At 62.2% G+C, this 26,822-nt stretch carries 25 protein-coding genes and 1 pseudogene; 24 read left to right on the forward strand and 2 right to left on the reverse strand.

The genetic code is table 11. The features are described from left to right. Nucleotides 1-77 precede the first annotated feature (77 nt). The 10 genes from QA639_RS17620 (at nt 78) to QA639_RS17665 (ending at nt 9,245) form a co-directional block, all read left to right on the forward strand. Complete coding sequence (locus tag QA639_RS17620; RefSeq protein WP_283090333.1) at nt 78-833, forward strand: biotin/lipoate--protein ligase family protein; 756 nt, start codon at nt 78-80, stop codon at nt 831-833. Continuing rightward, a complete protein-coding gene (locus tag QA639_RS17625; protein WP_283090334.1) occupies nt 830-1,369 on the forward strand; it encodes a DUF6505 family protein in 540 nt (179 codons plus the stop codon). The genes QA639_RS17620 and QA639_RS17625 overlap by 4 nt, the downstream gene beginning before the upstream one ends. Further along, nucleotides 1,366-2,373 (forward strand): DUF6352 family protein, encoded by a 1,008-nt coding sequence (locus QA639_RS17630; protein WP_157341831.1) that lies wholly within the window; start codon nt 1,366-1,368, stop codon nt 2,371-2,373. Before QA639_RS17625 ends, QA639_RS17630 begins: the two co-directional genes overlap by 4 nt. Further along, nucleotides 2,370-2,885, forward strand: coding sequence for a DUF3305 domain-containing protein (locus tag QA639_RS17635; protein ID WP_157341829.1), 516 nt, complete (start codon nt 2,370-2,372; stop codon nt 2,883-2,885). Before QA639_RS17630 ends, QA639_RS17635 begins: the two co-directional genes overlap by 4 nt. Then, a complete protein-coding gene (locus QA639_RS17640) occupies nt 2,882-3,502 on the forward strand; it encodes a DUF3306 domain-containing protein (RefSeq protein WP_157341827.1) in 621 nt (206 codons plus the stop codon). Before QA639_RS17635 ends, QA639_RS17640 begins: the two co-directional genes overlap by 4 nt. A 129-nt stretch (nt 3,503-3,631) precedes the next feature. Further along, a complete protein-coding gene (locus tag QA639_RS17645; protein WP_283090335.1) occupies nt 3,632-4,411 on the forward strand; it encodes a Cro/CI family transcriptional regulator in 780 nt (259 codons plus the stop codon). A gap of 29 nt (nt 4,412-4,440) precedes the next feature. After that, nucleotides 4,441-4,656: a twin-arginine translocation signal domain-containing protein gene (locus QA639_RS17650; protein WP_157341823.1), complete on the forward strand. Its 216-nt coding sequence runs from the start codon at nt 4,441-4,443 to the stop codon at nt 4,654-4,656. A 2-nt stretch (nt 4,657-4,658) separates the two neighbouring features. Continuing rightward, nucleotides 4,659-7,601 (forward strand): formate dehydrogenase subunit alpha, encoded by a 2,943-nt coding sequence (locus tag QA639_RS17655; protein WP_283090336.1) that lies wholly within the window; start codon nt 4,659-4,661, stop codon nt 7,599-7,601. Nucleotides 7,602-7,614: 13 nt separating this feature from the next. After that, nucleotides 7,615-8,211, forward strand: coding sequence for a formate dehydrogenase FDH3 subunit beta (gene fdh3B / locus QA639_RS17660; RefSeq protein WP_011088224.1), 597 nt, complete (start codon nt 7,615-7,617; stop codon nt 8,209-8,211). Between the two features lie 41 nt (nt 8,212-8,252). After that, nucleotides 8,253-9,245 carry a formate dehydrogenase subunit gamma gene (locus QA639_RS17665; RefSeq protein WP_028334132.1) on the forward strand — a complete coding sequence of 331 codons (993 nt, stop codon included), beginning with the start codon at nt 8,253-8,255 and terminating at the stop codon, nt 9,243-9,245. Between the two features lie 31 nt (nt 9,246-9,276). On the opposite strand, the gene QA639_RS17670 is transcribed toward QA639_RS17665, so the two are convergent. Together QA639_RS17670 and QA639_RS17675 are read right to left on the reverse strand one after the other, a co-directional pair. Beyond that, complete coding sequence (locus QA639_RS17670; protein ID WP_283090337.1) at nt 9,277-9,399, reverse strand: hypothetical protein; 123 nt, start codon at nt 9,397-9,399, stop codon at nt 9,277-9,279. A 184-nt stretch (nt 9,400-9,583) separates the two neighbouring features. Continuing rightward, on the reverse strand, nt 9,584-10,453 hold the full coding sequence (locus tag QA639_RS17675; RefSeq protein ID WP_051376139.1) for an AraC family transcriptional regulator: 870 nt from the start codon (nt 10,451-10,453) through the stop codon (nt 9,584-9,586). 143 nt (nt 10,454-10,596) lie between these two features. Between QA639_RS17675 and QA639_RS17680 the strand changes: the two genes are divergently transcribed. The 14 genes and pseudogenes from QA639_RS17680 (at nt 10,597) to QA639_RS17745 (ending at nt 26,710) form a co-directional block, all read left to right on the forward strand. Beyond that, the gene (locus QA639_RS17680; protein ID WP_428841164.1) at nt 10,597-11,841 is read left to right on the forward strand and encodes an MFS transporter; all 1,245 of its coding nucleotides are present in this window, start codon (nt 10,597-10,599) and stop codon (nt 11,839-11,841) included. Beyond that, nucleotides 11,838-12,713: a hypothetical protein gene (locus QA639_RS17685; RefSeq protein WP_157341819.1), complete on the forward strand. Its 876-nt coding sequence runs from the start codon at nt 11,838-11,840 to the stop codon at nt 12,711-12,713. The genes QA639_RS17680 and QA639_RS17685 overlap by 4 nt, the downstream gene beginning before the upstream one ends. After that, on the forward strand, nt 12,710-14,020 hold the full coding sequence (locus QA639_RS17690; RefSeq protein WP_283090338.1) for a tetratricopeptide repeat protein: 1,311 nt from the start codon (nt 12,710-12,712) through the stop codon (nt 14,018-14,020). The genes QA639_RS17685 and QA639_RS17690 overlap by 4 nt, the downstream gene beginning before the upstream one ends. Before the next feature lie 90 nt (nt 14,021-14,110). Further along, entirely contained in the window at nt 14,111-14,791 is a 681-nt protein-coding gene (locus QA639_RS17695; protein ID WP_283090339.1) for a cupin domain-containing protein, read from the forward strand. A 354-nt stretch (nt 14,792-15,145) separates the two neighbouring features. After that, nucleotides 15,146-15,346, forward strand: a pseudogene (locus QA639_RS17700) (acetyl-CoA C-acyltransferase); the annotation flags it as partial. Nucleotides 15,347-15,471: 125 nt separating this feature from the next. Next, on the forward strand, nt 15,472-16,524 hold the full coding sequence (locus QA639_RS17705) for an NAD(P)-dependent alcohol dehydrogenase (protein WP_283090340.1): 1,053 nt from the start codon (nt 15,472-15,474) through the stop codon (nt 16,522-16,524). 1,391 nt (nt 16,525-17,915) lie between these two features. Further along, nucleotides 17,916-19,586, forward strand: a complete 1,671-nt coding sequence (locus QA639_RS17710; protein WP_028334167.1) for an aromatic/alkene/methane monooxygenase hydroxylase/oxygenase subunit alpha — start codon at nt 17,916-17,918, stop codon at nt 19,584-19,586. A gap of 82 nt (nt 19,587-19,668) precedes the next feature. Continuing rightward, nucleotides 19,669-20,709 (forward strand): 2Fe-2S iron-sulfur cluster-binding protein, encoded by a 1,041-nt coding sequence (locus QA639_RS17715; RefSeq protein ID WP_283090341.1) that lies wholly within the window; start codon nt 19,669-19,671, stop codon nt 20,707-20,709. Nucleotides 20,710-20,768: 59 nt separating this feature from the next. Next, complete coding sequence (locus QA639_RS17720) at nt 20,769-21,839, forward strand: aromatic/alkene monooxygenase hydroxylase subunit beta (protein ID WP_283090342.1); 1,071 nt, start codon at nt 20,769-20,771, stop codon at nt 21,837-21,839. Between the two features lie 6 nt (nt 21,840-21,845). Further along, nucleotides 21,846-22,217 carry an MmoB/DmpM family protein gene (locus tag QA639_RS17725; RefSeq protein ID WP_283090343.1) on the forward strand — a complete coding sequence of 124 codons (372 nt, stop codon included), beginning with the start codon at nt 21,846-21,848 and terminating at the stop codon, nt 22,215-22,217. A gap of 116 nt (nt 22,218-22,333) precedes the next feature. After that, nucleotides 22,334-23,356: an amidohydrolase family protein gene (locus tag QA639_RS17730; RefSeq protein ID WP_283090344.1), complete on the forward strand. Its 1,023-nt coding sequence runs from the start codon at nt 22,334-22,336 to the stop codon at nt 23,354-23,356. Nucleotides 23,357-23,362: 6 nt separating this feature from the next. Further along, nucleotides 23,363-24,166 (forward strand): iron-sulfur cluster assembly protein, encoded by an 804-nt coding sequence (locus tag QA639_RS17735; RefSeq protein WP_050386213.1) that lies wholly within the window; start codon nt 23,363-23,365, stop codon nt 24,164-24,166. Between the two features lie 122 nt (nt 24,167-24,288). After that, a complete protein-coding gene (groEL, locus tag QA639_RS17740; protein ID WP_050386212.1) occupies nt 24,289-25,920 on the forward strand; it encodes a molecular chaperone GroEL in 1,632 nt (543 codons plus the stop codon). Nucleotides 25,921-26,029: 109 nt separating this feature from the next. Beyond that, nucleotides 26,030-26,710 (forward strand): MIP family channel protein, encoded by a 681-nt coding sequence (locus QA639_RS17745; protein WP_050386211.1) that lies wholly within the window; start codon nt 26,030-26,032, stop codon nt 26,708-26,710. The last annotated feature ends 112 nt before the right edge of the window (nt 26,711-26,822 follow it).

The following is a 26,822-nucleotide window of genomic DNA, read 5'->3' on the forward strand; positions in this document are numbered from 1 at the left end:
GCCGTCTTACGGACTCGCGCCATTCCTTCACCTCGTATAGATATTCACTATCGGGAAGAAAAGGAAAGTGGAGGACCTTGCGGTCGACCCGAACCAGCCGGGTCTCCGTGGCGGAAGCGATCCATCTGCCGCCGCCATTCACGCTCGTCCGGTTGCGTGAGAGCGGAGACGCCTTTGCTCACGCTTGCCGCATTGCACCTAAAGGCGGTGCCGGCACGCTGGTGTGCGTCGGCCGGTTCGATCTTGCCGAATTCGCCGTGGTGCTCGAGCCGGGCGAGCCCTTGGCCACCGCGCGGCGCGCCTTCTATGCGGGCATGGTCGCGCTCACCGACGCTCTGCGCGCCTATGCGCCGCCGCACAAGACGGTCGCGATCGGCTGGCCCGACACCATCGTGATCGACGGTGGGCTGGTCGGCGGCGGACGGATGGGATGGCCGAGGTCCGCGCACGAGGACGAGCCGCCTGCCTGGCTGGTGTTCGGCGCCATGATCAGGACGGTCGCAATGGCCGATCAGGGACCGGGCGTCCATCCGCTCGCGTCCGCGCTGGATGAGGAGGGGTTTGGCGAAGCGGGAGCCGTGCAGGTGACCGAGAGCTTTGCCCGGCACCTGATGCGGGCGATCGATAGCTGGCAGACCGACGGCTTTGGCGGCCTCGCGCGCGATTATCTCAGCCGGGTTCCCCACGAGCGGCGAACCGTGCTGCGGATCGATGACGGCGGCGATCTCCTCACGCGCCGCATTGGTGCCGACAGGATTGAACGCAGCGTACTTGTCAAGGCGCTCGGAACGCCGTCCTGGTTCGATCCGAAGCTCGGAGGGCCGCGGCTGTGAAACTGCTCCGCAGCATCGCGCTCGATCCCTCCGACACCTTCGTATTCGATGTGGCGGCCGAGCCTGGCGAATGGGCCGTCTCCGGTGCCTTCCGCTTCTGCGATCAGGATCCGACGAAGCTGACCGGCAAGGCTCGCGTCGCGTTCCGCAGTGGCTTCCTCGGGGTGCAGTCCTGGGGCTGGTCGACGCTGGCGCAGATTGTGCCTGCCACCGAGAACGATTGCAGCGCGCTGATCGACCGCCTCGCCAGGCAGCTCGTCGATCGCTTCGGTGCGCCGGATCTGGCGACCGCGCGGGCGGCGGCGGAAGAGGAGGTCGCCTTCGTGCAGTCGCTCTGCAACCATCCGGTCAGCTCGCTCATTGCCGTTCACCGTTCGGTGAGCGACGGCGAAGTCCGGGAGTCGTTCCGCAGGCTGCAACTGCGCCAGGGTCAGGGACACAGCAAGGCGTTTTCGTTCATGGAAGTCGAAGACGATGTCGAGCCTGACGGTGATCTCAAGCCTGCCGATATGAGCGGGGAGCCGCGGCACCGATGAATGATTTCTGGATCGCGTGTGGCCACCATCTGCTCGATCGCGACGAGAGCGGCGGGCTTTGCGTCACCGACGAGTTCCTGAAGGCCTATTTTGCTCGTCCGGAGCTGATTCCGCCGGACGAAGCATGCCCGGTCGAGCGGCGGCTGCACCGCGCGCTGCTCGCGGGTCCCCGCAGGCCGGTCGGCGCGGAAGAAATCGATGCGATTGTCGATGCGGATGCCCGGGAGAACTGGCGGCTCGTGCTTGCCTTCCGCGATCTCCTCGTGCGGCATCCGACGCTGGAGCAGGCCTATCTTGCAACCGTCCGGTCCGGGACGAACGATTTGCCGCCGCTGTTCGTCAATCAGCTTGTACACGTGATCCTGCGCAATGCGCTCGATGGCTGCGATGATCCGTTCGTGCTGCGCGCAGCCGAGTTGTTCTTCCGCCCGCAGCGCATCCTGCCGCAGGAGCAGGCCCTGCTGCTCGGCGATGAAGAGGTCGTCGGTGGACAGACTCCGACCCCGGTGCTCTCCCTGATGTCGATGCTGGGGGCGGTGACCGATGCCGAGCTCGACGTCTTGCGCGAGGACAATGCCGGCGACTACTGGCGCCGGAGCGATCAGTTCGACATGGCATTCGACCTCACCGCAGGCGGCCGCGGGCCGGCAGCGCTGGCGCAGGCGATGGCGCGCTGGATCTCCCATCTGCTCGGGATCGACGTCAGCATTGAGCCGCTGCGCGAGCTGCGTGATGCACGTCTCACCTGGTATGTCGGGCTCGACGCCGACGCGACCAGGCTCGGCGACCGTCTCTGGCATGGCGAGCAGCTCGACGACCGCAGCGCCGGACGTGTGCTCTCCTTGTTCCGCCTGACGTTTGCGGAAACGAGCGCGGCCGCAGACGAGACGCGGGGCGAGCCGGTCTATCTCATTCTGTCGATGAACGCCGATCAGAAGCTCCGGATGAAGCCGCAGAATTTGCTGACGGGGCTGCCGGTCAAACATCTGGAGATGGCGACATGAGCCCGGCTGCGCTGCCGCTTGTGCGCGTCCCCGTCGGCGTTGTGGTCGAGCGGCACCAGGCGGACTCGCCGTGGATCGACTTCGTCTGGCGCGCGGTTGCCGTGCTGCCTGACGAGCCGGACACCAAACCCTGGACGGTGCTTCGCGAGGAGAATGGGACGACGCTGTTTTATGCCGGCAGCGCCACGGTCGATCTCTATGGTTCCGAGACGGCGCGCTATCGCGACAATCTCGCCTCGGGCAGTCCGTCCATCTGGACCGTCTTGTCGCCGGCGGAAGGCGCCTGGCCCTATTCGGTGGCTGCCGCGACCGCCGATCCTTCGGAGGGCGAGGCGTTCACGGAGGCCGGTGCGAACCTGGTCGAGGCCGTTCCCATGCCGGAGATGCTGCGTGAGCAGATTGAAAGCTTCATTGCCGAGCACCACGTCGAACGGGAGTTCTTCAAGCGCAAGCGACGGCAGGCCGATCCGGAGGCGCTCGCGCGCCGGCAGCATGAAGGCGGACACGAATGAGTGAGGACAAGTTCCTGGCGCGCTGGTCCCGCCGCAAGCAGGAGGCAAAGGCGAACGCCACGCAACCGGACCCGGCAATGTGCGACGACATGCAGTCGATGCCGCCGCCTGCCGTGAACGATGATGACGCGGAATTCGACCTTTCGAGCCTGCCTTCGCTTGACTCGATTACGTCGGCGACCGACATCACGGCGTTCCTGCGCAAGGGAATTCCGCAGGAGCTGACGCGTGCGGCGCTTCGTCGCGCCTGGAGCGCCGATCCCGTCATTCGCGACTTTGTCGGGCTTGCCGAGAACGCCTGGGACTTCAACGATCCGGCCGCGATGCCGGGCTTTGGCCCGCTGGATTGCTCCGAGGCTGAGCTCACCGCGCTCATCGACAGGATCGTCGGCGGCCTCGGCAAGCCGGCCGAGGCGCCGCCTGCGCGTTCGGTTGAAGTCGCGGATTCGTCGCAGGAATTGCGCGAGGTCGAGTTGCCGGGCATCGCCACCGAAGAAGCCGCGACCACGGGATCTGCACCTGATCCTGCTGCAACGCAACGAACGCTCGCCGAAAGCTCCGACGGCGAGCAGGTGTCGGTTGAGCGCCGCACGCATGGCAGTGCGCTGCCTCGCTAGGGACCGCGACGAAAGGCCATAGCTTCAGACTATGCGAGCTGATTGACCCCCCGTTGGGCCGGGACTAGGCTTCGCTAGCGCTTTGTAAGAAAAGCAAAATCAGCACCCGGGACTTGGATGGAGGTCCACGTGCGCGATGCTGGCCTTGAGCGAGCCATTGACGCCGCCGGCGGCGTTGCAGAGCTTGCGCGCAAAATCGGGATCAGCCAGCCCTCTGTTTCGAACTGGAGCAAGGTGCCCGCGCAACGGGTGATCGCTGTCGAAGCCGCCACAGGCATATCGCGCGATAATTTGCGGCCTGATCTGTACGGCGAGCCGCTCCTCTCCGAAGCGCCGATCGATTCTGTCGATGTCGCGCGTGCGCAGGAATATCTGCTGCTCGCGACACTGTTGTCCGCCGCACCATCGAAGAAACTGCTCGATCAACTGGCTGCATTGACCGCCGATGCGACGCCGCTTGGGCGCGCGCATGCCGCGCTGGTCGAATCCGCCGCCAATGCAGTCGCGGCGAAGGTCGAACGCGAATATTTCGATCTGTTCACAGGTCTCGGCCGCGGCGAACTCTTGCCCTACGCCTCCTATTATCTCACCGGCTTTCTCAACGAGCGGCCGCTGTCGCGTCTGCGCGCCGACCTCGCTGCGTCCGGGATCGAGCGCATCGCGAACAATTCCGAGCCGGAAGATCACGCGGCGATCCTGTGCGAGATCATGGCAGGCTTCGCGGGAGGGCGTTTCCCGGCGCCGTTCGACACGCAGCGCGCCTTCTTCGGCAAACACGTCGCGCCGTGGATGGGGCGGCTGTTCGTCGACATCGAGCGCGCGGAGAGCGCCGTCTTCTATCGTGCGGTCGGTGCGCTTGGTCGCGCCTTTATCGAGATCGAGACAGAAGCATTCACGTTCGCGAACTGACCCGCATCCGCGGGTCCAGGAGAGATGCGATGAGTGAAGACAGGACTACAGTCGGGCGCCGCGATTTCCTGCGCAAGGTCGGCGTCGGCACGGTGGGCGCCGGCGCGACCCTCGCAACGCCGCTGGTCGGCTCTGCGCAGGCTGACAGCGAAACGAACGATGAGAAGCGCAAGGCGCGCTACAAGGAAACCGATCACGTCAAGGCCTTCTACCGCGTCAATCGTTATCCGGCCAAGGGAGGTTGACCGTGCTGATCAAGCGAACAAACCAGCGTTCCCCGCGCCAGGGTTCCGCCGCCAGCTCCCCTGCAGATCAGGCCGGTGGCCTCGACCGCCGCAGCTTCCTGCGCAAATCCGGTCTTGCCGGCGGCGCGCTTGCCGCGTTCGGCACCTTGCCGCTCGGCAGCGTGCGCAAGGCGGAAGCCGCGGCGGCCGGTCCGCTCACGGCGGGTGCGACCGTCCGCAAGAGCATCTGCACGCATTGCTCGGTTGGGTGCACGGTGACGGCCGAGGTCTTGAACGAGGTATGGATCGGCCAGGAGCCGAGCTGGGATTCGCCGATCAATCGCGGCTCGCATTGCGCCAAGGGCGCCTCCGTGCGTGAGCTCGTGCACAGCGAGCGGCGGCTGCGCTATCCGATGAAGCTGGTGGGCGGGCAGTGGACCCGCGTCTCCTGGGACACCGCAATCAATGAGATCGGCGACAGGATTCAGGCTGTCCGTGAGAAGTCGGGTCCCGATTCCGTCTATTGGCTCGGCTCGGCCAAGATGACCAATGAAGGCGCCTACCTGTTCCGCAAGCTCGGCGCGTTCTGGGGCACCAACAATACCGATCACCAGGCCCGCATCTGCCATTCAACCACCGTCACCGGCGTCGCCAACACCTGGGGCTACGGCGCGATGACCAACAGCTACAACGACATCCGCAATGCGAAGACGCAGGTCATCCTGGGTGGCAATCCGGCCGAGGCGCATCCGGTCTCGCTGCAGCATCTGCTCGAGGGCAAGGAGCTGCAAAAGGCCAACTTCATCGTGATCGACCCGCGCCTGACGCGCACGGCCGCACACGCGACCGAATATGTGCGGATGCGGCCGGGCACCGACATCCCGGTGCTCTACGGCATGATGTGGCACATCCTGCAGAACGGCTGGGAGGACAAGGAGTTCATCCGGCAGCGCGTCTACGGTTTCGACGACCTCAAGAAGGAGGTCGAGAAATGGCCTCCTGAGGAAGTCGAGCGCGTCACCGGCATTCCCGGCGAGCAGCTCAAGCGCGTCGCCAAGATGTTCGCTACCGAGAAGCCGGCAACGCTGATCTGGGCCATGGGCCAGACGCAGAAGACCGTCGGCACCGCCAATGTGCGGGCGAGCTGCATCGCCCTGCTGATGACCGGCAATGTCGGCAAGGCCGGCGCCGGCGCCAACATCTTCCGAGGCCACGACAACGTACAGGGCGCGACCGATGTCGGGCTCGATATCGTCACGCTGCCGTTCTACTACGGCCTCGCCGAAGGCGCCTGGAAGCACTGGTCGCGGGTCTGGGAGGTCGACTATGACTTCCTGAAGTCGCGGTTCGATTCCAAGCAAATCATGGAAACCCCCGGCATTCCGCTGACCCGCTGGTTCGAAGCGGTGACGTTGCCGAAGGAGCAGGTTGCCCAGAAGGACAACGTGAAGGCGGTGTTCGTGCAGGGCCACGCCTCCAACAGCATCACCCGTATCCCTGAATCCCTCAACGGCCTGAAGGCGCTCGAGCTGCTCGTCATCGCCGATCCGCATCCGACGACCTGGGCCTCGCTCGCGGTCGAGGCGGGACGCACGGAAGGCGTCTACATTCTCCCGGTCGCCACCCAGTTCGAGTGCAAGGGCTCGCGCGTCGCTTCCAACCGATCGCTGCAATGGGGCGAGCAGATCGTGAAGCCGATCTTCGAGTCGAAGGACGATCTCGAAATCATCTATCTGATGGCGAAGAAGCTCGGCTTCGCCGATCAGATGTTCAAGAAGATCAAAGTCGAGAACAACCTGCCCGAGGCCGAGGACGTGCTGCGCGAGATGAACCGCGGCAGCTGGTCGACCGGCTATTGCGGACAATCGCCCGAGCGCCTCAAGGCGCACATGAAGAACCAGGCGAAGTTCGACATGCTGACGATGCGGGCGCCGAAGGACGATCCCGAGGTTGGCGGCGACTATTACGGCCTGCCTTGGCCGTGCTGGGGATCACCCGAGGTCAAGCACCCCGGCACGCCGCTGCTCTACAACACCAATCTGCACGTGATGGACGGCGGCGGCACGTTCCGGCCGCGGTTCGGCGTCGAGCGCGAGGAGAAGCTGCCGGACGGCACGACGCGGAAGGTAAGCCTGCTCGCGGACGGCTCCTATTCATTGGGGTCGGGAATCCAGGACGGCTATCCGGAATTCACGCTGGCGAGCCTGAAGAAGCTCGGCTGGGACAGCGAGCTCACCGAAGCGGAAATGGCCGTGATCAACAAGATCAATCCGGCCAATCCGGACACGGTGTCGTGGTCGCTCGATCTGTCGGGCGGCGTTCAGCGCGTCGCGCTGGCGCACGGCTGCGTACCTTACGGCAACGGCAAGGCGCGCATGAATGCCTTCGGCTTGCCGGATCCGATCCCGGTCCACCGCGAGCCGATCTATACGCCACGCGTCGATCTCGTCGCCAAATACCCGACACTGCCCGACGCCAAGCAGTTCCGGATGCCCAATATCGGATTCTCGGTGCAGAAGGCCGCAGTGGAGAAGGGCATTGCAAAGCAGTTTCCGCTGATCCTCTCGTCGGGCCGTCTGGTCGAATATGAGGGCGGCGGCGAGGAGACGCGCACGAACCCGTGGCTTGCCGAGTTGCAGCAGGACATGTTCATCGAGATCAATCCTGCCGATGCCGCCGATCGCGGTGTCAAGGACGGTGGCTGGGTCTGGGTCACCGGCGCCGAGAACAATTCCAGGGCAAGGATGAAGGCGCTCGTCACCGAGCGGGTCGGCAAGGGCGTTGCATGGATGCCCTTCCATTTCGGCGGCTGGCTTGCGGGCAAGGATCTTCGCGGCAACTACCCGAAGGGCACCGATCCGATCGTGCTCGGCGAAAGCGCGAACACGATCACCACCTACGGATACGATCCCGCGACGGGCATGCAGGAGCCCAAGGTCACTCTCTGCCAGATCGCGGCGGCATAAGGGAGCAACGACGATGGCACGTATGAAATTTCTCTGCGACGCCGACCGTTGCATCGAGTGCAACGCCTGCGTCACGGCTTGCAAGAACGAGCACGAGGTGCCCTGGGGCATCAACCGCCGCCGGGTCGTCACCATCGCCGACGGCAAGCCGGGCGAACGCTCGGTCTCGATGGCCTGCATGCACTGCACGGACGCGCCCTGTGCGGCGGTGTGCCCGGTGAATTGTTTCTATACCACCGCCGACGGCGTGGTTCTGCACTCCAAGGATCTCTGCATCGGCTGCGGCTACTGCTTCTACGCCTGTCCGTTCGGCGCGCCGCAATATCCGAAGGTCGGAAATTTCGGCTCGCGCGGGAAAATGGACAAATGCACCTATTGTGCTGGCGGCCCCGAGGCCGATGGCAGCAAGGAAGAGTACGAGAAATACGGCGCGAACCGGCTTGCCGAAGGCAAGCTGCCACTGTGCGCGGAGATGTGCTCGACCAAGTCGCTGCTCGCCGGCGACGGCGAGATAATTGCCCAGATCTATAAAGAGCGCGTGCTGAAGCGCGGCTACGGCTCAGGCGCATGGGGCTGGAAGACCGCCTATCGCGAGACGATCGAGTCCTGACGACGACCTGGCGCGGGTCGCGTCGATATCGGGAGGACCTTATGGCGTGTTTTGCACGATTTGTTCGGCTCGTCCTTGGCGTGGCTGGACTCCTGCTGCTCGTCTCCGCGGCTTCCCCGTCCGTAGCCCAGCAGGTCAACCCGACTGCAAGCGCGGTCAAGGAGCAACAGCTCCTGCAGGAACTGAACCGGGTGCAGGGACGCGTCAGCATTCCCGACCAGCGCTCGGGCGTTCTCGAACAGCCGGCCGGCCGTGAATGGCGCGAGTTCCGGAACGTGACGCTGCGCTGGATCGGGGGCATCGCCATACTTGGCATGCTCGCGGCGCTGGTCATCTTCTATCTCAGCCGCGGGATGGTGCGGCTGCAGAGCGGTCGTTCCGGCCGGACCATCGTGCGCTTTTCCGCATTCGAGCGCTTCGTGCACTGGATGACGGCGACTTGCTTCATCATTCTGGCGATCTCGGGGTTGAACGTCACTTTTGGACGTCCATTGCTGCTGCCGTTGATCGGCCACGAGGCGTTTTCCGAATGGTCGCAATGGGCGAAATATGTTCATAACTATCTCAGCTTCCCGTTCACCATCGGCGTCGTGCTGATTTTCCTGATGTGGATCGCGGGCAATATCCCGAACAAGGTGGATGTCGATTGGATCAAGCGCGGCGGCGGGATCGTCGGGCACGATCATCCGCCGGCCTATCGTTTCAACGCCGGCCAGAAGGCGATCTACTGGATCGTGGTCATCGGCGGAGGTCTGGTGGCAGCGACGGGATATGCGCTGATGTTCCCCTTCTACCTGTCAGGCATCGAAGGGATGCAGCTCGCGCAGATCGTCCACTCCATCGTGGCGATGCTCTTCACGGCGGTGATGCTGGCGCACATCTATATCGGCACGATCGGCATGGAAGGCGCGTTCGAGGCGATGGGAAGCGGCACCGTCGATGTCAATTGGGCCAGGGAGCACCACAACCTCTGGCTTGAAGAAGAGAATGCGCGCGATGCGCGACCCCAGCCCTCCGTCACCGCGGCGGAGTAGGCGGGACGCGCAGCCGTTGAACGCGAAATTGCTACAGCCGTACGCCCGTCGTTGCAAAGGCCTGTGCGACCGGTTCTTGCACCCGGTTCAGCGCCAGGGCCCCGATTGCCGACACGACGACGGCGGTCACGCAGGCGAGCAAGAAGACTTTCATTGTCGTTCTCCCAAATCGATCGGGATGCCGTGAGAGTTTACACAAGATGAAGCGTTGCGGACAGCGTTGTCCGTGTGCAAACTGCGGACAAAAATGAGCGTCGAGTTCGAGTCGCTCCCCGCCGCTCATTTCCGCTTTCTTCCGATGAACCACGGTTTTCCAACGAGTCCTTACGGCTGAAGGGTCAGCGCGCTCGGCGGGTCGGATATTGAGGTCCGGATCGACGCCTTGATGGTGCCCCTCTGCTGGCAGCATGGCCCAGACTGCGTCGATGTTGCAGGGGGCTAACGCGCATTTCAGAGCGAAACATGAATATGAATGCGGAGGCCGATGAGTAACCCAGCCGCAACGCGATCTCCGTGATCGGCAGGTCGCTGCCCAACAATTCGATAGCCTTGAGCAGGCGGAGACGCTGACGCCATGCGCGCAAGCTCATGCCGACTTCGCGCTCGAAGTGCCGCGTCAAGGTTCGCGGCGACATGCCGATCTCACGCCCCCATCTCTCGGCGTGGCGCGTATCCGCTGGATCGGCGTAGAGGGTTTCACAGAGCGCCAGCAGGCCTGGGTGGGTCGGCCAAGGTAACGCTGCCGAGATCGGCGTCGCCCGCCGCAACTGATCGAGGATGAGCGCGATAACGCGAGCGGCGTAGCGACGATCCTCGCTTTTCAGCGACGCGGCTTCCACGATGAGCGTCCGCAGGAGCGGGGACACATGGATGACGGTCGTGCCCGAAGTCATGCCTTGGCTGGCAGCATTGGCGACCCAGAGGCTCCGGAATTCCGCTCCCATCAGCGAGCCGACCGAATGCTTCGTACCGGCCGGCAGCCAGACGGCCTGTTCCGGAGAAATGACGACGCGCCGTCCATCCGCCTTCACGGTGAGCGCGCCTGAGATCGCGTAGACCAGCTGATTCCAGCTGTGACTGTGTTCGGCGAAGTAGCTCCTCGCGGGAAGAGACTGCACCCGAACGATCAAAGGCTTCGGTGATCCGAGGCCCTGCGGGGCATCGACCGTCTTCCAGCCGGCGTTCCCTGGCGAAATGTGACGTTTCATCTACATAAATTGGCAATCTGTAGAAGGAAAAGTCCAGCGATTTCTCCTTAACTCCGACGCGGTGATCCACGGCCCTGGACCGGCCACCGGTCCGATCGGCGACGTCCCGTCGACGGACATCTAACGGCGGAGCAAGCCGCAGCGTGAACTTCAATTTTCCCGTTCCCAGCCATGAGGCGCCGACCGCCATTCGCCGAGAGCGCAGCAATGTCGCAAGGCTGGCTGTCGCCCAGGCCCTCGCAGGCGCCAATTCCACGGTCGTCTACGCAACCGGGGCCGTGGTCGGCGACATGCTGGCGCCCACCAAGGCACTTGCGACGCTGCCGGTCTCGGTTTTTGTCGTCGGCATGGCCATGTGCACGCTGCCGGCGGGCGCTGTCGCGCAGCGCTATGGCCGGCGCGCGACATTCCTGCTCGGTGCAGGCAGCGGCGTCCTCGCGGGCTTGATTGCGCTCCTTGCCGTACTCAACGCGTCATTCCCGCTATTCTGCGCAGGGACCTTCTTTGGCGGCGTCTATGCGGCCGTGGTGCTCTCGTTCCGCTTTGCGGCGGCCGATTGCGCAGCGCCTGAACGGCGTCCGCGCGCGCTCTCGGCCGTGATGGCTGGCGGTGTGTTCGCCGGTGTGATCGGTCCACAGCTTGTGACGCACACCATGAATCTGTGGGCGCCGTACCTCTTTGCTGCGACGTTTGTCGGCCAGGCGGTCGTTGCCGCGCTCTCCGCGGTCATTCTGGCGGGCGTTGAGCTTCCTCCGCGGACTGCAATGCATCTCAACGCCGGAAGGCCGCTCGCTGTCATTGCCCGGCAGCCGCGCTTTATCCTGGCCGTGATCTGCGGGGTCGTCTCCTACCTGCTCATGAATTTCCTCATGACCGCAGCTCCGCTGGCGATGAAGCTCTGCGGGCTGCCTCAGGAATCGGCCAATCTCGGTCTGCAGTGGCACGTCATCGCGATGTACGCCCCGAGTTTCTGGACCGGCCGCCTGATCACGCGCTTCGGCGCATCCGCGATCGTCGCGGTCGGGCTGGTATTGATTGCGGCCTCTTCGTCGGTGGGCCTGCTCGGGATCGATGTCGTGCATTTCTGGGCGACGCTGAGCCTGCTCGGGATCGGCTGGAACTTCAGCTTCATCGGCGCCTCCGCGATGATCCTGGAGTGCCATCGTCCCGAGGAAAAGGCGCGCGTTCAGTCGCTCAATGATTTCGTGGTCTTCGGCACGATGACCGTCGGCTCCTTCCTTTCGGGCGGGCTGCTGTCGTCCTTCGGCTGGTCGACCGTCCTGATGCTGTCGTGCGCACCACTGCTCGGCGCGTTGCTGGCACTCATCGGCTTTTCATACCGGCCCGGCCGCACGACCAAGCTAGCGTCTCGAGGAGAATCCACATGAGCGTAGCGGAAACTCCAGTTCAATATATGGAGCGAACGCGCCAATATTACCGTGCCCTTGGTTACGACAACGACTATGTCTGGGCGACCTTTGATGATGTCCCTTTCACCAAACCTGCCAAACCATCATCGGACCTGCGTATCGCACTGATTACCACGGCCAGTCCGCCGGATTTTGACGGCGTCAAACGGGTATGGTCGGGTGTGGTTTCGCCGCCGCCCGGGAAGCTGTTTACCGACAATGTTGCGTGGGACAAGGAGTCGACCCACACCAATGATCCGGGCAGCTTCTTGCCGGTAGAAGCCGCTTTCGGATTGGTCGGCGAAGGTGCCCTCGTCGGACTGACCCGGCACTTTCACGGCGTGCCGACAGAATACAGCCAACGGAAAACGAACGCGGAGGATGCACCTGAAATCCTGGCACGGGTTCGAAAAGACGGGGCTGATGCTGCGATCCTTTGCCCCCTTTGCCCCGTGTGTCATCAGACCGTAAGCTTGGTGGCCCGGCATCTGGAAGCGAACGGCATTCCGACGGTCATTGTCGGCTCGGCGCAGGATGTCGTGGAGCACTGCGGCGTGCCACGGTTCTATTTCACGGATTTCCCGCTGGGCAATCCTTGCGGGCATCCCTGGCGACCGGACATGCAGCGCGAAATCATGCGCCAGGCGCTCGCCCTTTTTGACACGGCGACGGCGCCGCGAACGACCGTGAAAGCGCCATTTGCGTGGAATGAGGAGGGTTCCCTTTGGCGGCCCCGGTATGGAAGAGTAAATCCAGCGGATCGAGAGCGGCTGCTCAAGCTGGGTGATGAGCGCCGCCGGCGGCAAGCCAAGGCCAAGCAGGTTTCCATGGAGGGAGTGTCATCAAAATGACCGAGAGTTCGATGGGAAATCGGGTGCGCGTTCTTGAAGACCGGTACGGTAACCCCTTGAGCACAAGCTCTGCCGCCGCCCGCGACGCATATGTCGCCGGCGTCGACAAGCTGCTCGCGGCCGGATCGGGAATTGACCAGGCATTCCGCGACGCGATCGCCGCCGACGAAGGTTTCGCTCTGGCGTACATCGCGCTTGCGCGAACCCTGCAACTGCTCGGTCGCGGCAACGAAGTCAAAGCGCCGCTCGAACGCGCGATCGCGCTAGCGCCGGCTACGACTTCGCGTGAGCAAGGTCATATTGCGATCTTTGCCAAGATCCTGAGTGGTCAAGGCGCTGCGGCGGTTTCGGCGATCGCCGAACATATGAAGCACTGGCCGCGCGATGCCATGGTGCTGGCACCGGCCACCGGTGTCTTCGGCTTGATCGGCTTCTCGGGCAAGTCCGGCCGCGAGGTTGAGCAACTGGCGATGCTGGAGCCGCTTGCAACCCATTATGGCGATGACTGGTGGTTTCGAACCGTGCTCGCGTTTGCCGAAATCGAGCTGCACAGGCTCGACAGTGGTTTCAGGAATATCGAGACCGCACTTCGTGGTTGTCCCCGCAACGCTCACGCTGCGCATATCAAGGCCCATCTGTTCTATGAGCAGGGACAGCGCGAGGAGGGGCTGGTTTATCTCGAGCAATGGAACGCCGCCTACCCACGCGAGGGGCAACTGCATTGCCATATCAGTTGGCATCTTGCCCTGTGGTCGCTGGAGACCGGCAGGCGGGATCAAGCCTGGAAGATCTATCGTGAGGCGCTGCATCCGGGCGGTTCGTGGGGGCCGCAAATCAATGTCCTCACGGATTGCGCCTCGTTCCTTGCGCGCGCCGAGATGGCGGGCGAGCCGCGATATCCGGAACTCTGGAGCGAGATCAGCCAGTATGCGGCGAAGTGGTTTCCCAATTCGGGGATCATCTTTGCCGACATGCACAGCGCGCTTGCCTTTGCAATGGCTGGCGATGCGGAGGCCTTGGCGAGGATCATCGAGAACCCGAAGGGACCCGCCGCGGACATGGTGGTGCCCATCGCGCGCGGCTTCGATGGTTTGGCCAAGGGCGACTGGACACGGGTCGTCGATGAGCTAAGGCCCGTCCTGGCAACTCATGAAAGGGTTGGAGGCAGCCGCGCCCAGCGCGACCTGCTGGAATATTCCGTGACCTGCGCCTTGCTACGCAGTGGTCGAGCCGACGAGGCGCGGCGGCTGATCGCGTCACGACGACCGCAGAATGTGGCGAGTGGCGTTCCGCTCGCGGGGATCTGAACGTGTCCTGGTTTGGGACCTGCACTGGTCAAGAGATCCGAAATGGCGAAGCGGTGGGTTTCGGATGGCGCCGCCTGAGGGAGAGTAACGATGCGCATCAACGATGATCTGTCGAAGCCCGTTATCGTTCACGCCTCGAAGCTGGACTGGGTGGCCAGTCCGTCGGCCGGCGTGGATCGGCGCATGCTGTTCCGCATTGGCGGCGAAGTCGCGCGCGCGACCTCGATCGTGCGTTATACTCCCGGTAGCGCGTTCCCGCATCATACGCATGGGGGTGGAGAAGAGATTGTCGTCCTTGAAGGTACCTTTCAGGATGAGCATGGCGACTACCCCGCGGGCAGCTACTTCCGCAACCCTCCAGGGACGTCACATGTTCCCGCCTCGAAGGACGGCTGCACCATCTTCGTGCGGCTCTGGCAGTTCCGGGACGAGGACCGGACCCAGGTCGTGCGTCAGCCAGGTGAGGGCCAACACGTTGCGCCGCGCCCCGGTGCAAGCAGCGTCAGCGTGCTGTTTGACGACGGCCACGAAGAGGTCCGCCTTGAAGACTGGCGGCCGGGTGAAGTCATCAGCCTTGCGAACGCGCGCGGGCTCGAGTTCTTTGTTCTATCGGGGGGACTAACGATCGGGGGCGAGACGCTGCAGCCGCAGGGCTGGGGTCGGCTACCCAGCGGCGTCGACCTGAAAGCGACCGTGGGCCCGCAGGGCGCGAAAATCTGGATCAAGGAGGCGCCGCTGCTGCATCCGGATATCTGTCGACTTCCCGGGTAGCCGATACAATCCTGACCGCCTCTGCGCTGGGCTCCTTGCAAGGGCGAAGCTGCTTTGCATGGGGTTGTTTTCGATATTTTGGTTGGGCCGGGCCTGTTTCCGCCGGGCAGCGCTCCGAAACATCATGTTGCATTGAACCGATGTTGCGGCTACGCAATTGAGATGACATGGAAATTTTCCGTTGCCCCGATGATGGACTGGAGCGAGAGTTCAAGGTTTTCAGTTGGTTAGATGGCCACGTGTGCACGACGTGTGCACGCGGAGATCAAGAAAAATCTCACTACAGGCAGCGCGAGCATGGTGCGCGACGAAGCGCTTCCGACTGTGCAGATTGTCGCGCCGGCCGCGGATATTCTTCCCGCAACCCGCAAGGTGCTCGCCAGGGCCGGACTGACGCGCGATGATATTGACCTGTTCGAGGTCAACGAGGCGTTCGCCGTCGCCGTGGAGAAGTACATCCGCGACCTGCGGATCGATCGAAACAAGATCAACGTCAATGGAGGTTCGATCGCGCTGGGTCATCCAATTGGCGCGACGGGCACCGTCTTGATCGGGGCAAGTTTCCCGACGGGCTCCCCGCATCCTGCGTCGCGCTGCAAGAGCAATTGTGCTGGCACGAAAAATGCTGAGGCGCCTCCGCAACGGCGAGCACAAGGTTCGCTGGGCAGACGGAGGAGAACATGAAAGCCCAAGTATTGAGAGCGTATGACGAGAGGCTGTCCAACGACCGCTGGGTCATCGAAGAAAACGTACCTGATCCCAAGCTGACGAAATCGACTGACGTTATCGTCCGAATCGGCGGCGCGGGCGTATGCAGGACCGATATCCATATCATCGAAGGAGTCTGGAAGCCGCACATGGATCCGTCCGGCGACAAACTCCTCCCCATCATCATGGGACACGAAAATGCAGGTTGGGTCGAGGAGGTCGGCAAGGAGGTCGAGGGACTGAAGAAAGGAGATCCCGTCATTATTCATCCGAAGATCACTGGAGGAACGTGTCTCGCCTGTCGTCGCGGCTTCGACATGCATGGTCCCGGCACGTTTCCTGGTCTGGATTGCAACGGTGGCTATGCAGAATTCCTCTGCACCTCGGAGCGGAATATCGTGCCGCTGCCACGGACGCTCGCCCCCAAGGAGGTGGCGCCTTATGCGGACGCGGGGCTCACGGCCTATCGCGCCGTCAAGAAGGCTACGCGTCACCTTTTGCCCGGCGAATCTTGCGTCGTTATCGGTGCAGGTGGATTGGGTCACATCGCAATCCAGTGCCTCAAAGCAATGTGCGCCGCCGATATTATCGTCGTCGACAAGTCCGAAGCGTCGCTGAAGCTGGCCGAAAAGTCAGGTGCCGACCATCTGGTGAAAGCCGACGGCGAAGAAGTGGCTGCCGTTCTGGCTCTGACCGCCGGAAACGGCGCGGAGGCAGTAATCGATTTCGTCGGTGAGAAGGGCACGACATCGAAGGGGCTGGCGATGACCCGTTCGATGGGAAGTTACTACGTTGTTGGTTACGGCGAGGACATCCGCATCCCGACTGTCGACATGGTGATCACCGAGAAGAACATCATCGGCAATCTCGTCGGCACATGGGCCGAGCTGACGGAGTTAATGGCGCTCGCAGACCGCGGTCTGGTTGAACTGGCAACCGCCGAGTATCGTCTCGCCGATGCAAACAAGGCCTTGCACGATCTCAATGCCGGCAAGATTCATGGACGCGCAGTTTTAATTCCGTGAACCCGGGTCTCGTCCACCGCGAGCATTTGCTCGTGGTGGATTTCACCGGCCCGTCTCCTGACACGGCTACAAATTCTCGTTCGTTTGGGCGCGCTGGAGGTGGCTTTGAAAGCTCATCGGAAGCGAGTTTTTTAGTCCGGCCGGAAGCAGCCAATCGACCAAATCGGCTCTAGGCATCCAAACCGACTTTTCATGCTGCATCGCAAACTGAGGTGAGAATGCCACCTGCAGTTCACGGCGAGTCTCAATTTGCATCTTTGTCGCAATTTGCGTCGTGGACGCTCTCAAGTTGACGGGGCGCGGTCATCAGGGATCGCCGGTGATCACGGCGTTCAAGAAGCTGTTGTCGGAGGTTCCGGACGGTCTGGCACGGCCGTTGCACGAACTATGCGGCAGGGAGCCGCGAAGCATGAGTTGACCGTTTAAAGGCAGTGCTGGGAGCCGCCCGCAAGACGCTTCGTCGTTCCGGGTCGGCTGAATTGGGGGCGAGAGTGACATCATTTCTTCGCATTGAGCGGCGCTATATGAGGTTCATTCTGGTGAACGGCATGGCGCTGCGCCCGAGAATCCTCTGTATGCTTTGCTGTGAGCCAATCGGCGCCCACTATCTCAAAGAATTCAGCACCGGGCTGTCGTTCTGCGGTCATGACTGTTACGCGCTCTATTGCGATCGCTGGATCTCCAGGGCGGAGCAGGTAAAGTGCTCGGCCGTTGCGGAGACCTCCTGCTGATTGGCGCATGCGTATGGGCAAGTGTTCCCGCGCAGTGCATCGGCTAGAAGAGCCGCCCAGGTTCGAGGTCCCGAAACATCGCTGGACCTAACGTGCGGTCGTTACTGATCCCAACGAAGCGTTATCGGCATCCAAGCCCGTTTCCATCTTTGCAACGCAAACATTGCTGCACCAATCCCTTTGCGCTGTCGGAATTCTCATTCTGCAATTTCCGTCGCAATCTGCATCGCCTCCGGCAGCAGGCCGGGCCCGTGTAACGCGTCCGCCCACGCCATACACGCGTCGATACCTCGGAAAGAGAGTTGGCGAGCGCCTCGGATGCGCTGGCACGCCCATTGCAAAGCTCCTGATCACAACAACGCCGACTGCTCCGTCTGGGGTGAGCCGCGACAAGAACGAGGGAAGGGGACGCTTGGCTGAGGGCGCATCATGTGTGGGATGAAGTATAGCGATCGCAGGACCGTAGTTCGGAAGATCGCGCCTGATCATCGTTGCGGTGCACCACAGTCGTTCCCGAGACCCTTGCCGATATCAAACGTCCGGCCATGCAAGCGGCCGCGAGGTGGCCCGTAACGCACGGGTAAGCACTGCCCGGTCCGCGAAGGTCCAGGCAGGCGGAATATCGATGTGGTTTCTGACCCGATCAGGAGGAAAGACGAGATGTCTGGAACTTTAACACTCAACAAGATCACCGCCCAGCGCGGCATATCCGTCGGTGATGCTGCAAAGAAGATTGCAGATCTCGGGTGGAATCCTTCCTACGTCCAGGAAGCGATGACCTTTCCCACGGACTACAAGATCGCGAAGGCGCCGAAGGATCCGATGAAGCAGGTCCTCCGCTCCTATTTCCCGATGCAGGAGGAGAAGGACAACCGCGTCTACGGTGCGCTCGATGCTGCGCTGCGCGGCGACATGTTCCGCAACGTCGAGCCGCGTTGGGTCGAGTGGATGAAGCTGTTCCTGGCGATAATCCCGTTCCCGGAAATTTCCGCCGCCAGGTCCATGGCTATGGTCGGCCGCCTCGCTCCAGGTGAAGATCTTCGCACCGGCTTCACGATGCAGATGGTCGACGAGTTCCGTCACTCGACGATCCAGATGAATCTCAAGAAGTGGTACATGGAGAATTACATCGATCCGGCCGGCTTCGACATTACTGAGGAGGCGTTCGGCAAATGCTACGCCACCACGATCGGCAGGCAGTTCGGTGAGGGCTTCATCACCGGCGATGCGATCACCTCTGCGAACGTGTACCTGACCGTGGTCGCCGAGACCGCGTTCACCAACACGTTGTTCGTCGCCATGCCGTCGGAAGCGGCCCGCAACGGTGACTACGCGCTGCCGACGGTCTTCCTGTCGGTGCAGTCGGATGAGAGCCGGCACATCGGTAACGGCCACTCGATGCTGATGTCGATGCTGAAGGAGCCGGAGAACCATCTGCTGCTCGAGCGCGACATGCGCTATGCCTTCTGGCAGAACCACGCCATCGTCGACGCAGCGATCGGCACCTTCATCGAGTACGGCACCACGAACCGCGACAAGACCAAGGAGTCCTATGCCGAGATGTGGCACCGCTGGATCTTCGAGGACTATTATCGCACCTACATGCTGCCGCTCGAGAAGTATGGCATCAAGATCCATCATGACGACGTTCAGACTGCCTGGAAGCGTCTGACCGAGAAGCACTATGTCCACAAGGTCGCGCAGTTCTTCGCGGTCGGCTGGTCGGCCAACTTCTGGCGCATCGAGGCGCAGACCGACAAGGACTTCGAGTGGTTCGAGCACAAGTATCCGGGCTGGTATGCGCAGTTCGGCGACTTCTGGAAGTGGTATGAGAAGCTGTCGCATCGCGGCCAGACCAACATCCTGTTCAACAGCGATGTCGGTTACGTCTATCCGCATCGTTGCTGGTCGTGCCTGGTGCCCTGCCTGATCCGCGAGGACATGGTCACGGGCGAGATCGACGGCAAGCTCTACACGTTCGCCCATGAGCTCGATCGCTGGACGGCCGTCGAAGCCTTCGCCGGCGAGTATCAGGGGCGTCCGACCCCCGCGATGGGACGGTTCAGCGGCCGTCGCGAATGGGAAAGCGTCTACCACAATGTCGATATCGCCGACGCCATCAAGGATCTCGGCTTCGTGCGCACCGACGGCAAGACTCTGGTCGCCCAGCCGCACCTGCGCTTCGAGGAGAAGGAAATGTGGACGCTCGACGACGTCCGCGGCCACATCCTCAAGAGCCCGCTGCTCACGCTGCGGGAAATGAGCCCGGCCGACCGGGAAAAGCATCTCGCCGAGTATCGCAAGGGATTCACCATCAATCCCTGCAACTAACCGAGACGGAAGGGGCCGGCTCCGGCCGGCTCCTTCCGATCACTCTCCGGAAGATACGCAAGTCTTGGTTTGAGGAGGCCCTATGGGCACGCCCGCTAATGTCGTTCGCCTGCAACCGGTAGGCATAGAATTCGAGGTCGAGGAGAACGAGACCGTTCTTGACGCCGCCTTTCGCCAGGGCATCGCACTGCCGCATGGTTGCAAGGAGGGACAGTGCTCGGCGTGCAAATGCGTCCTTACCGGAGGCGAAGTAGAGCTCAAGAAATATTCGACGTTCGCCCTCAACGAGATGGAGCGAGGCCAGGACTACATCCTGCTGTGCCGGACCTTGGCCTATTCGGATCTCGAGGTGGAGCTCCTCAACTACGACGAGGAGGTGCTGTCGAAATCGATCCCGGTGAGGGACTTCACGGGCACAGTCACGAGCGTCTCCGCGCTGACCCATGACATCCGGCTCCTCGAGATATCGCTCGAGCAACCTCTGAAGTTCTGGGCGGGTCAATATGTCGACATCACGCTCCCGGGGGCAGAGACGATTACGCGCTCGTTTTCCATGGCAAATTCGCCGATCGAGGGCGAAAAGCTCACATTCATCATCAAAAAATACCCGAACGGACGCTTCTCTTCCCGGCTCGACGGAGACCTCTCCGCCGGAACCGCGGTCGGAATCCGCGGACCCTACGGGACCTGTTTCCGGCGAGAAAACAGAGCCGGAGCCATAGTCCTGGTCGGCGGCGGATCGGGAATGTCGCCGTTGTGGTCGATCCTGCACGATCACATCGAGTCTGGCGAGGCTCGTCCGGTGCACTTTTTCTATGGCGCACGGACGCGCAACGATCTTTTTTACCTCGATCGCTTCGCAGAACTCGCCGCCAGGCATCCGGAGTTCAAGTTCATCCCGGTGCTCTCCCATGCGGCCGATGATGCGGCCTGGAGTGGAGCAAAGGGCTTCGTGCACGAAGCCGTCGGAGCGCACCTTCGCAACGCGAGATATGGCGAAGACGTCGACGTCTATGCGTGTGGACCGTCGCCGATGATCGAGGCGCTGGTGCCCGTGCTGCAGCTGAACGACGTCGAGTCGGATCGCATCTTCTTCGACAAGTTCACACCAGCCAACAACTGAGGTTTTCGAATAGCGACCGTGCCTTTTACAGAGCCCACCAAGGGAGGAGGAAGACGACCATGACTGCCGTTCAAAGTGTTCCAGCGAAATCCGGTGCAGCAGGCGCTGCGGTGTTTCCGGATTCGGACAGCCGCAAGTACCGGTATTTCGAGCCCCGCAGCAAGCGGGCGACGCACTATGAGGACGTGACCGTAGACGTTCAGCCCGATCCGGAACGCTATTTGCTGCAGGACTGGATCATCTCCTTCCCCAACGGGAAGGGGGCCTACACCAAGGACAACACGGCCGCGTTGAGCTCGAACTGGCATGCCTTCCGTGCGCCCGATCAGGAGTGGGAGCGCACCCACTACCAGCGCCAGTCCAAGATCGAGACGATGGTGCAATCGGTGATCGCCAACGGCCGCAAGTCCGGTGCGCCGAAGGGCTTCGACAAGGCCTGGGTCAAGATCCTGCAAAGCCACCTCGGTGCGTGGAAGCACGCCGAGTTCGGGCTCGGCACATCGCTGATGCAAGCTCAGCGCTACGGCTACACCCAGATGATCAACAACGCGACCCTGACGAACTCGTCCTATAAGCTTCGGCTGGCCCAGGACATCACGCTCTATCTCGCCGAGATCGGAATGGACATTCCGGGCTTCGACGACACGGCTGGCAAGCGGGCGTGGCTGGAGGACAAGGGCTGGCAGGGCACCCGGGAAGCGATCGAATCGATCATGGGGTCGGCTGACTATCTCGAGCAGTACTTCGCCACCAACATCGTGTTTGAGCCGCTGGTCGGTGAGCTGTTCCGCAGCGGATTCCTGATGCAGGCCGGCTCGCCGAACGGCGACTTCATCACGCCGGCGGTCATTTCGGCGGCCGAGGCCGACTATGAGCGCAATCTCGCCAACACGATCGACCTGATGCATCTGCTGGTGAGCGACAATCAGCACGCCGCACACAACAAGAAGCTGTTCCAGGGCTGGGTTAACAAGCACGTGGCGCTGGCCGGCAAGGCGGCCGCCGGACTGCAGCCGATCTGGTCGCAGCCACATTCGAAGCCGGTGCAGTACGCCGACGTCCGCGCGCAGTCGGTCGAACGCATCAAGAAGATTCTCGGCGAGCTGGGTCTCGTCCTTCCCAAGGAGTGAATTGCAATGTCCATTGCTTCAAGAAGTGCGACCAACCAGAACATCTTCCAGAAGATGGGAGATCTCCGTTTTGAACAGACGATATCCCATCAGTGCGGCGTCACCATGAACGACAGCGTCGAAGCGCGCGCCATCGCTGAATTCATGGGCAAAAAGCCGAACGTGACCGTGACCTACCAGCCGGCCCTGATCCGCATCGACGGCGAGGGAAAGCTGATCTTCAAGATGGATGAGATCAGCGACATCCTCGGAAAGGAGATGACGGCCGAGATATTCGAAGTGAATACCTCGACCCACTACGGCCGGATGGTGCGCATCGACGACAATACGGTGACGCTGTTCGGAAACATGGACGAGGTCTTCGAATACATCGAGTGAAGCTCCCTCACTGGGGCCGCATCCTCAACGGTGTGGTCCCGCCGTTTCCAAAGTATTTGCGCAGCTACGATGCGTGGATTGATCGAACAGCGCTTATCAAATTCTCGGAGATCATCATGTTCATAACTCCCACGGGCGAGGAAGTCTTCGTCATCGACGGTCATACCCACTTCTGGGACGGCAGTCCGGCGAACCAGCTCAACATTCACGGCAAGCAGTTCATTGATTGCTTCTACGCCTACCACAGCTCGCTCAGTCCAAAGGACAAGCTCTGGCCCAAGGAGCAATTCGAGAAATACAGCGCAGAGCAGATGTACCGCGATCTGTTCGTCGACGGTCCGGACGACATGGCCATCGTGCAGTCGACCTACCTCACGGAATTCTACAAGAACGGCTTCAACACCATCGACCGCAACGCCGAGATGGCGAAGAAGTACAAGGACCGCTTCATCGTCAACGGCGCCTTTGATCCGCGCGACGGTGAGCGGGCGCTGGAATACATCCACTACATGAAGGATACGTTCGGCATCAAGGGCGTCAAGCTCTACACCGCCGAGTGGAAGGGCGAGTCGCGGGGCTGGAAGCTCACCGATCCGAACGCCTATCGTTGCTTCGAACTGTGCCAGAAGCTCGGCATCACGAACATCCACGTCCACAAGGGGCCGACCATCATCCCGCTGGACAAGGATGCATTCGATGTTCACGACGTCGATCACGCGGCGACCGATTTTCAGGGCCTGAATTTCATCATCGAGCATTGCGGGCTGCCCAGGCTCGACGACTTCTGCTGGATCGCCGTCCAGGAGACCAACGTCTATGGCGGCCTTGCGGTCGCGCTGCCGTTCATTCACGGACGTCCACGGTATTTCGCGGAAGTGATCAGCGAATTGCTGTTCTGGGTCGGCGAGGACAAGATTCTCTTCGGCAGCGACTACGCCATCTGGACGCCTCGATGGCTGGTCGAGAAGTTCTGGAACTTCGAGCTGCCCGAGGATCTGAAGCGGGAGCACGGTGTCGATCTGACGCCGCAGGCAAAGAAGAAGATCCTCGGTCTCAACGCCGCGCGGCTTTATGGCGTGGATGTCGAGGCACAGAAGGCAAAGCTTGCGAAGGGTGCCTACGCGACCGCGGCGGGATGACATCACATGAACGCACTGCTCCACGAGTGTGACCGAAGAACCAGCGAGGTGTGGCAGCGCCTCGCGTTGGTGACAGACCCCGAGCTCGACGAGTCTGTGACCGAGCTTGGATTCGTCGAGCATGTTACCGTCGATGACGATGGCGATGTCGACATCGTCTTTCGGTTGCCGACCTTCTGGTGTTCGGCGAACTTCGCGTTCCTCATGGCCGACGACATGCGTCGGGCGGTGTCGTCGCTGCCGTGGGTTCGCAAGGCGCGGCCACAGCTTCGGGACCACATGGTCGCGGAGCAGATCAACCGCGGCGTCCGCGAAGGGATGTCGTTTGCCGATGCGCTCAAGGAGTTCGCACCTGGAGGCTCGCTTGACGAATTGCGGGATAAGTTCCGCCGCAAGGCGTTCGAGCGGCGCCAGGAGGTCATGATCCTGGCCTTGCGGGGGATAGGTTATGAAGATCCGGCGATCTGCCGGATGAGTCTGTGTAGCTTTGACGAGGTCGAGTTTGCTTCGCCGGACGTCGCGCGACAGAAGCCCCGCTACCGCGAGCTTCTGATCGAAACAGGCCTGGCCTGCCTCCCGGAGGATCGCACCTTTGTCACCTACGAGGGGGCCCCCATCAAACGGCACGAACTGGCATCCTATCTGCAGCGGTTGCGGGGAGTGCGCATCAATATGGAATTCAACAGCTCATTGTGCAGAGGCCTGCTAGCCGTCCGTCGTCGCGAACTCGTCGACGACAATCCCGGACCGACGCCGTCACCGTGCGGCGGCTGTAGCAGCCGCTGTGCTGCTCCATCAGGCAGCCCGTGACCTTTGAGAAGCTTAAAGCGTGGGGGCGCGTTTAACGCGCTGCCCGCAAGCGCCAAGAACCGGAGCGGTCAGCAAGTCCGCCCAACCAGACAACAAGATCCGTCCGCTTGGGAGTGAAGCCAATGCCGAAAGTATTGCTACATCATATCGAAGCCCGCCGTGCTCTTGCGCGCGGGGTCCAGAAGCTTGCAGCAGCGGTCGAATCGACCCTCGGTCCGAAGGGCATGAACGCGATGGTCGACAGGCCGATCGGCACGCCCATCGTCTCGCGCGATGGCGTCACCATCGCCTCTGAAATCGAACTGCCTGATCGCTTCGAGAACATGGGTGCGCAGGTGGTGCGCGAGGTCTCGATGCATACCAATGAGGTCGCCGGCGACGGCACGACCACCGCCATGGTGCTTGCAAATGGCCTCATCCAGGGAGGAGTTGCAGCACTAGAGCGGGGCGCCAAGGCGGTCGATCTCTGCAAAGGGATCGACCGGGCTGTTGAGGTCGTTGTTGAGGCTTTGAAGAGCTCCGCAATTGCCGTATCGGATCGCAAGACGCTGGAGGCGGTGGCGACGATCGCGTCAACCGACGCCCATCTGGGCGGTCTGATTGCGGAGGCGGTCCAGCGCGTCGGCAAGGATGGCATCATCAGTTCCGACTACGGGCTGACGACGAGCACGACGCTCGAAGTCGTCGAAGGCATGTCGTTCGATCGCGGTTACATCTCCCACCACATGGTGACGGATGTCGAAAAGATGGAGGTGGTGCTCGATCAGCCCTACATCCTCCTGACCGACCTGAAGATCAAAACGCCGGCCGAGCTGGCGGCGGTGCGCGCGACGGTCGCCTCGACCGGGCGGCCGCTTGTTATCGTCGCCGAGGAGATTGCGCCGGAAGTGGTCGTCACACTGCTCGGCGATGACAATCGCGGCAAGATCCTGGTGGTCAATCCGCCTGATTATGGTCATTGGCGCAAGGCAATGATGGACGATCTCGCCATCATCACCGGTGGCCGGGTCATTGCGCGCGAGCTTGGCGGCAGACTGGAAGAGGCCAGCCTGGCCGATCTCGGCACCGCACGGCAGGTGCGGGCCAGTGCGCGGGAAACGGTGATCATTCGGGGCGGCGGCGACGATGCGGCGATCGCGGCGCGGCGCCTGCAGGTGGCCAAGCAGCACGATCTGGCTCCGCCTAACATCGAACAGGACAAGCTCAAGGAGCGGTTGGCGAAGCTGTCGGGCGGGACTGCCGTGATCCTCGCAGGCGGCGTCACTCCGGTGGAGCAGAAGCGGACGATCCAGTTGATTGACGATGCGCTCAGTGCGGCGCGGGCCGCGGCCGAGGAGGGCATCGTGCCCGGTGGCGGCACGGCGTTGGCGCAGTGTGCGCCGGTGGTGACGCGTACGCTCGGCAACATCAATGGCGACTTGGGTGAGGGAATCAAGCTAGTGCGAGAAACCCTGTCTCGTCCGGCCGCTTTCATTGCACGGAATGCCGGCCATGATGCGGAGAAGGTCGTGGCCGATCTGCAGAGCTCCCGGTCGGGCGTCGGGTTCGATGCCGCCAACGGCGTATTCATTGACATGGTGTCGGCCGGCATCGTCGACCCCGTCCGGGTGACCTATACGGCGCTTCGAAACGCAGCTTCCGTCGCGACCCTCGTGCTGACCACCAACACGCTGATTGCCGACGTGCCGGAGTATATCGACCCGACACAGGGGCCCGCACTGGGCGGTGGGGCTGAGAAACTTGGACGCGCATGAGACTGTGTGCGCGGTCCGCGTTTCACCGCGTCGTCTCAGGAGACGACGCGGGCCGCGACCAGAGGGACAGAAACCTCGATATCGAATCCATCACCAGGAAGGGGGAGTTATGCAGAAGTATGTTGCGGAATTTATCGGTACGTTCGCGCTGGTGTTCTTTGGCTGTGCGACCGTAATCTTTATGCGGGCCGAGGTCGGCTTGCTGGGCGTCGCGTTCGCATTCGGCCTGACCGTGGTCGCAATGGCCTATTCTATCGGACATATCTCCGGTGCTCATCTCAATCCGGCGGTCAGCCTCGGGATGCTCGTCGCCGGGCGGATGTCGCCGCGGGATTTCTCGGGCTATATCGTCGCGCAGTTCGTCGGGGGAATCGCGGCTGCGGCCGTGCTGTACCTCATCGCCGAAGGCAAGGTCGGAGGCTACGACGTCGCGGCGAACGGCTTTGGCCAGAATGGCTGGGGCCAGTACGGTGTTCTATCCGCGTTCGTGTTCGAAGCGTCGGCAACGTTCCTATTTCTGACGGTGATCCTTGGTGCGACGCAAAACGGAGCGGCGTCTGCCTATGCCGGGTTGGTGATCGGTCTGACGCTGGTCGCGATCCATCTCGCCGGCATTGCTGTGTCGGGATCGTCGGTCAATCCGGCGCGCTCGTTTGGGCCTGCATTGTTTGCGGGCTCCGATGCGCTGTCACAGGTGTGGCTCTATTTTGTGGCGCCGTGCCTGGGGGCCGCACTGTCCGGTTACGTCTTCAAGGCGGGGGTGACGCGCCAGATGGTGGCAACGGCGTGACGTTCGCGATCGAATGATTGATTGCACCGTGACAACGATCCGGAACGGGTTACAATCTTGAAAGTCCCGGCATGAGCCGAAGGAGGCAGTGTAACAAGCCTCCAGGCTCATC

Origin of the sequence: Bradyrhizobium pachyrhizi, from assembly GCF_029714545.1 — a bacterium.
Classification (GTDB): domain Bacteria; phylum Pseudomonadota; class Alphaproteobacteria; order Rhizobiales; family Xanthobacteraceae; genus Bradyrhizobium; species Bradyrhizobium pachyrhizi.

Bases quoted from the DNA above. Each gene is read 5' to 3' on its own strand.
- QA639_RS17630 (WP_157341831.1), top strand. From the start codon at position 1,366: ATGAATGATTTCTGGATCGCGTGTGGCCACCATCTGCTCGATCGCGAC.
- QA639_RS17635 (WP_157341829.1), top strand. From the start codon at position 2,370: ATGAGCCCGGCTGCGCTGCCGCTTGTGCGCGTCCCCGTCGGCGTTGTG.
- QA639_RS17640 (WP_157341827.1), top strand. From the start codon at position 2,882: ATGAGTGAGGACAAGTTCCTGGCGCGCTGGTCCCGCCGCAAGCAGGAG.
- QA639_RS17650 (WP_157341823.1), top strand. From the start codon at position 4,441: ATGAGTGAAGACAGGACTACAGTCGGGCGCCGCGATTTCCTGCGCAAG.
- fdh3B (WP_011088224.1), top strand. From the start codon at position 7,615: ATGGCACGTATGAAATTTCTCTGCGACGCCGACCGTTGCATCGAGTGC.
- QA639_RS17665 (WP_028334132.1), top strand. From the start codon at position 8,253: ATGGCGTGTTTTGCACGATTTGTTCGGCTCGTCCTTGGCGTGGCTGGA.
- QA639_RS17670 (WP_283090337.1), bottom strand. From the start codon at position 9,399: ATGAAAGTCTTCTTGCTCGCCTGCGTGACCGCCGTCGTCGTGTCGGCA.
- QA639_RS17675 (WP_051376139.1), bottom strand. From the start codon at position 10,453: ATGAAACGTCACATTTCGCCAGGGAACGCCGGCTGGAAGACGGTCGAT.
- QA639_RS17685 (WP_157341819.1), top strand. From the start codon at position 11,838: ATGAGCGTAGCGGAAACTCCAGTTCAATATATGGAGCGAACGCGCCAA.
- QA639_RS17690 (WP_283090338.1), top strand. From the start codon at position 12,710: ATGACCGAGAGTTCGATGGGAAATCGGGTGCGCGTTCTTGAAGACCGG.
- QA639_RS17695 (WP_283090339.1), top strand. From the start codon at position 14,111: ATGCGCATCAACGATGATCTGTCGAAGCCCGTTATCGTTCACGCCTCG.
- QA639_RS17705 (WP_283090340.1), top strand. From the start codon at position 15,472: ATGAAAGCCCAAGTATTGAGAGCGTATGACGAGAGGCTGTCCAACGAC.
- QA639_RS17710 (WP_028334167.1), top strand. From the start codon at position 17,916: ATGTCTGGAACTTTAACACTCAACAAGATCACCGCCCAGCGCGGCATA.
- QA639_RS17715 (WP_283090341.1), top strand. From the start codon at position 19,669: ATGGGCACGCCCGCTAATGTCGTTCGCCTGCAACCGGTAGGCATAGAA.
- QA639_RS17720 (WP_283090342.1), top strand. From the start codon at position 20,769: ATGACTGCCGTTCAAAGTGTTCCAGCGAAATCCGGTGCAGCAGGCGCT.
- QA639_RS17725 (WP_283090343.1), top strand. From the start codon at position 21,846: ATGTCCATTGCTTCAAGAAGTGCGACCAACCAGAACATCTTCCAGAAG.
- QA639_RS17730 (WP_283090344.1), top strand. From the start codon at position 22,334: ATGTTCATAACTCCCACGGGCGAGGAAGTCTTCGTCATCGACGGTCAT.
- QA639_RS17735 (WP_050386213.1), top strand. From the start codon at position 23,363: ATGAACGCACTGCTCCACGAGTGTGACCGAAGAACCAGCGAGGTGTGG.
- groEL (WP_050386212.1), top strand. From the start codon at position 24,289: ATGCCGAAAGTATTGCTACATCATATCGAAGCCCGCCGTGCTCTTGCG.
- QA639_RS17745 (WP_050386211.1), top strand. From the start codon at position 26,030: ATGCAGAAGTATGTTGCGGAATTTATCGGTACGTTCGCGCTGGTGTTC.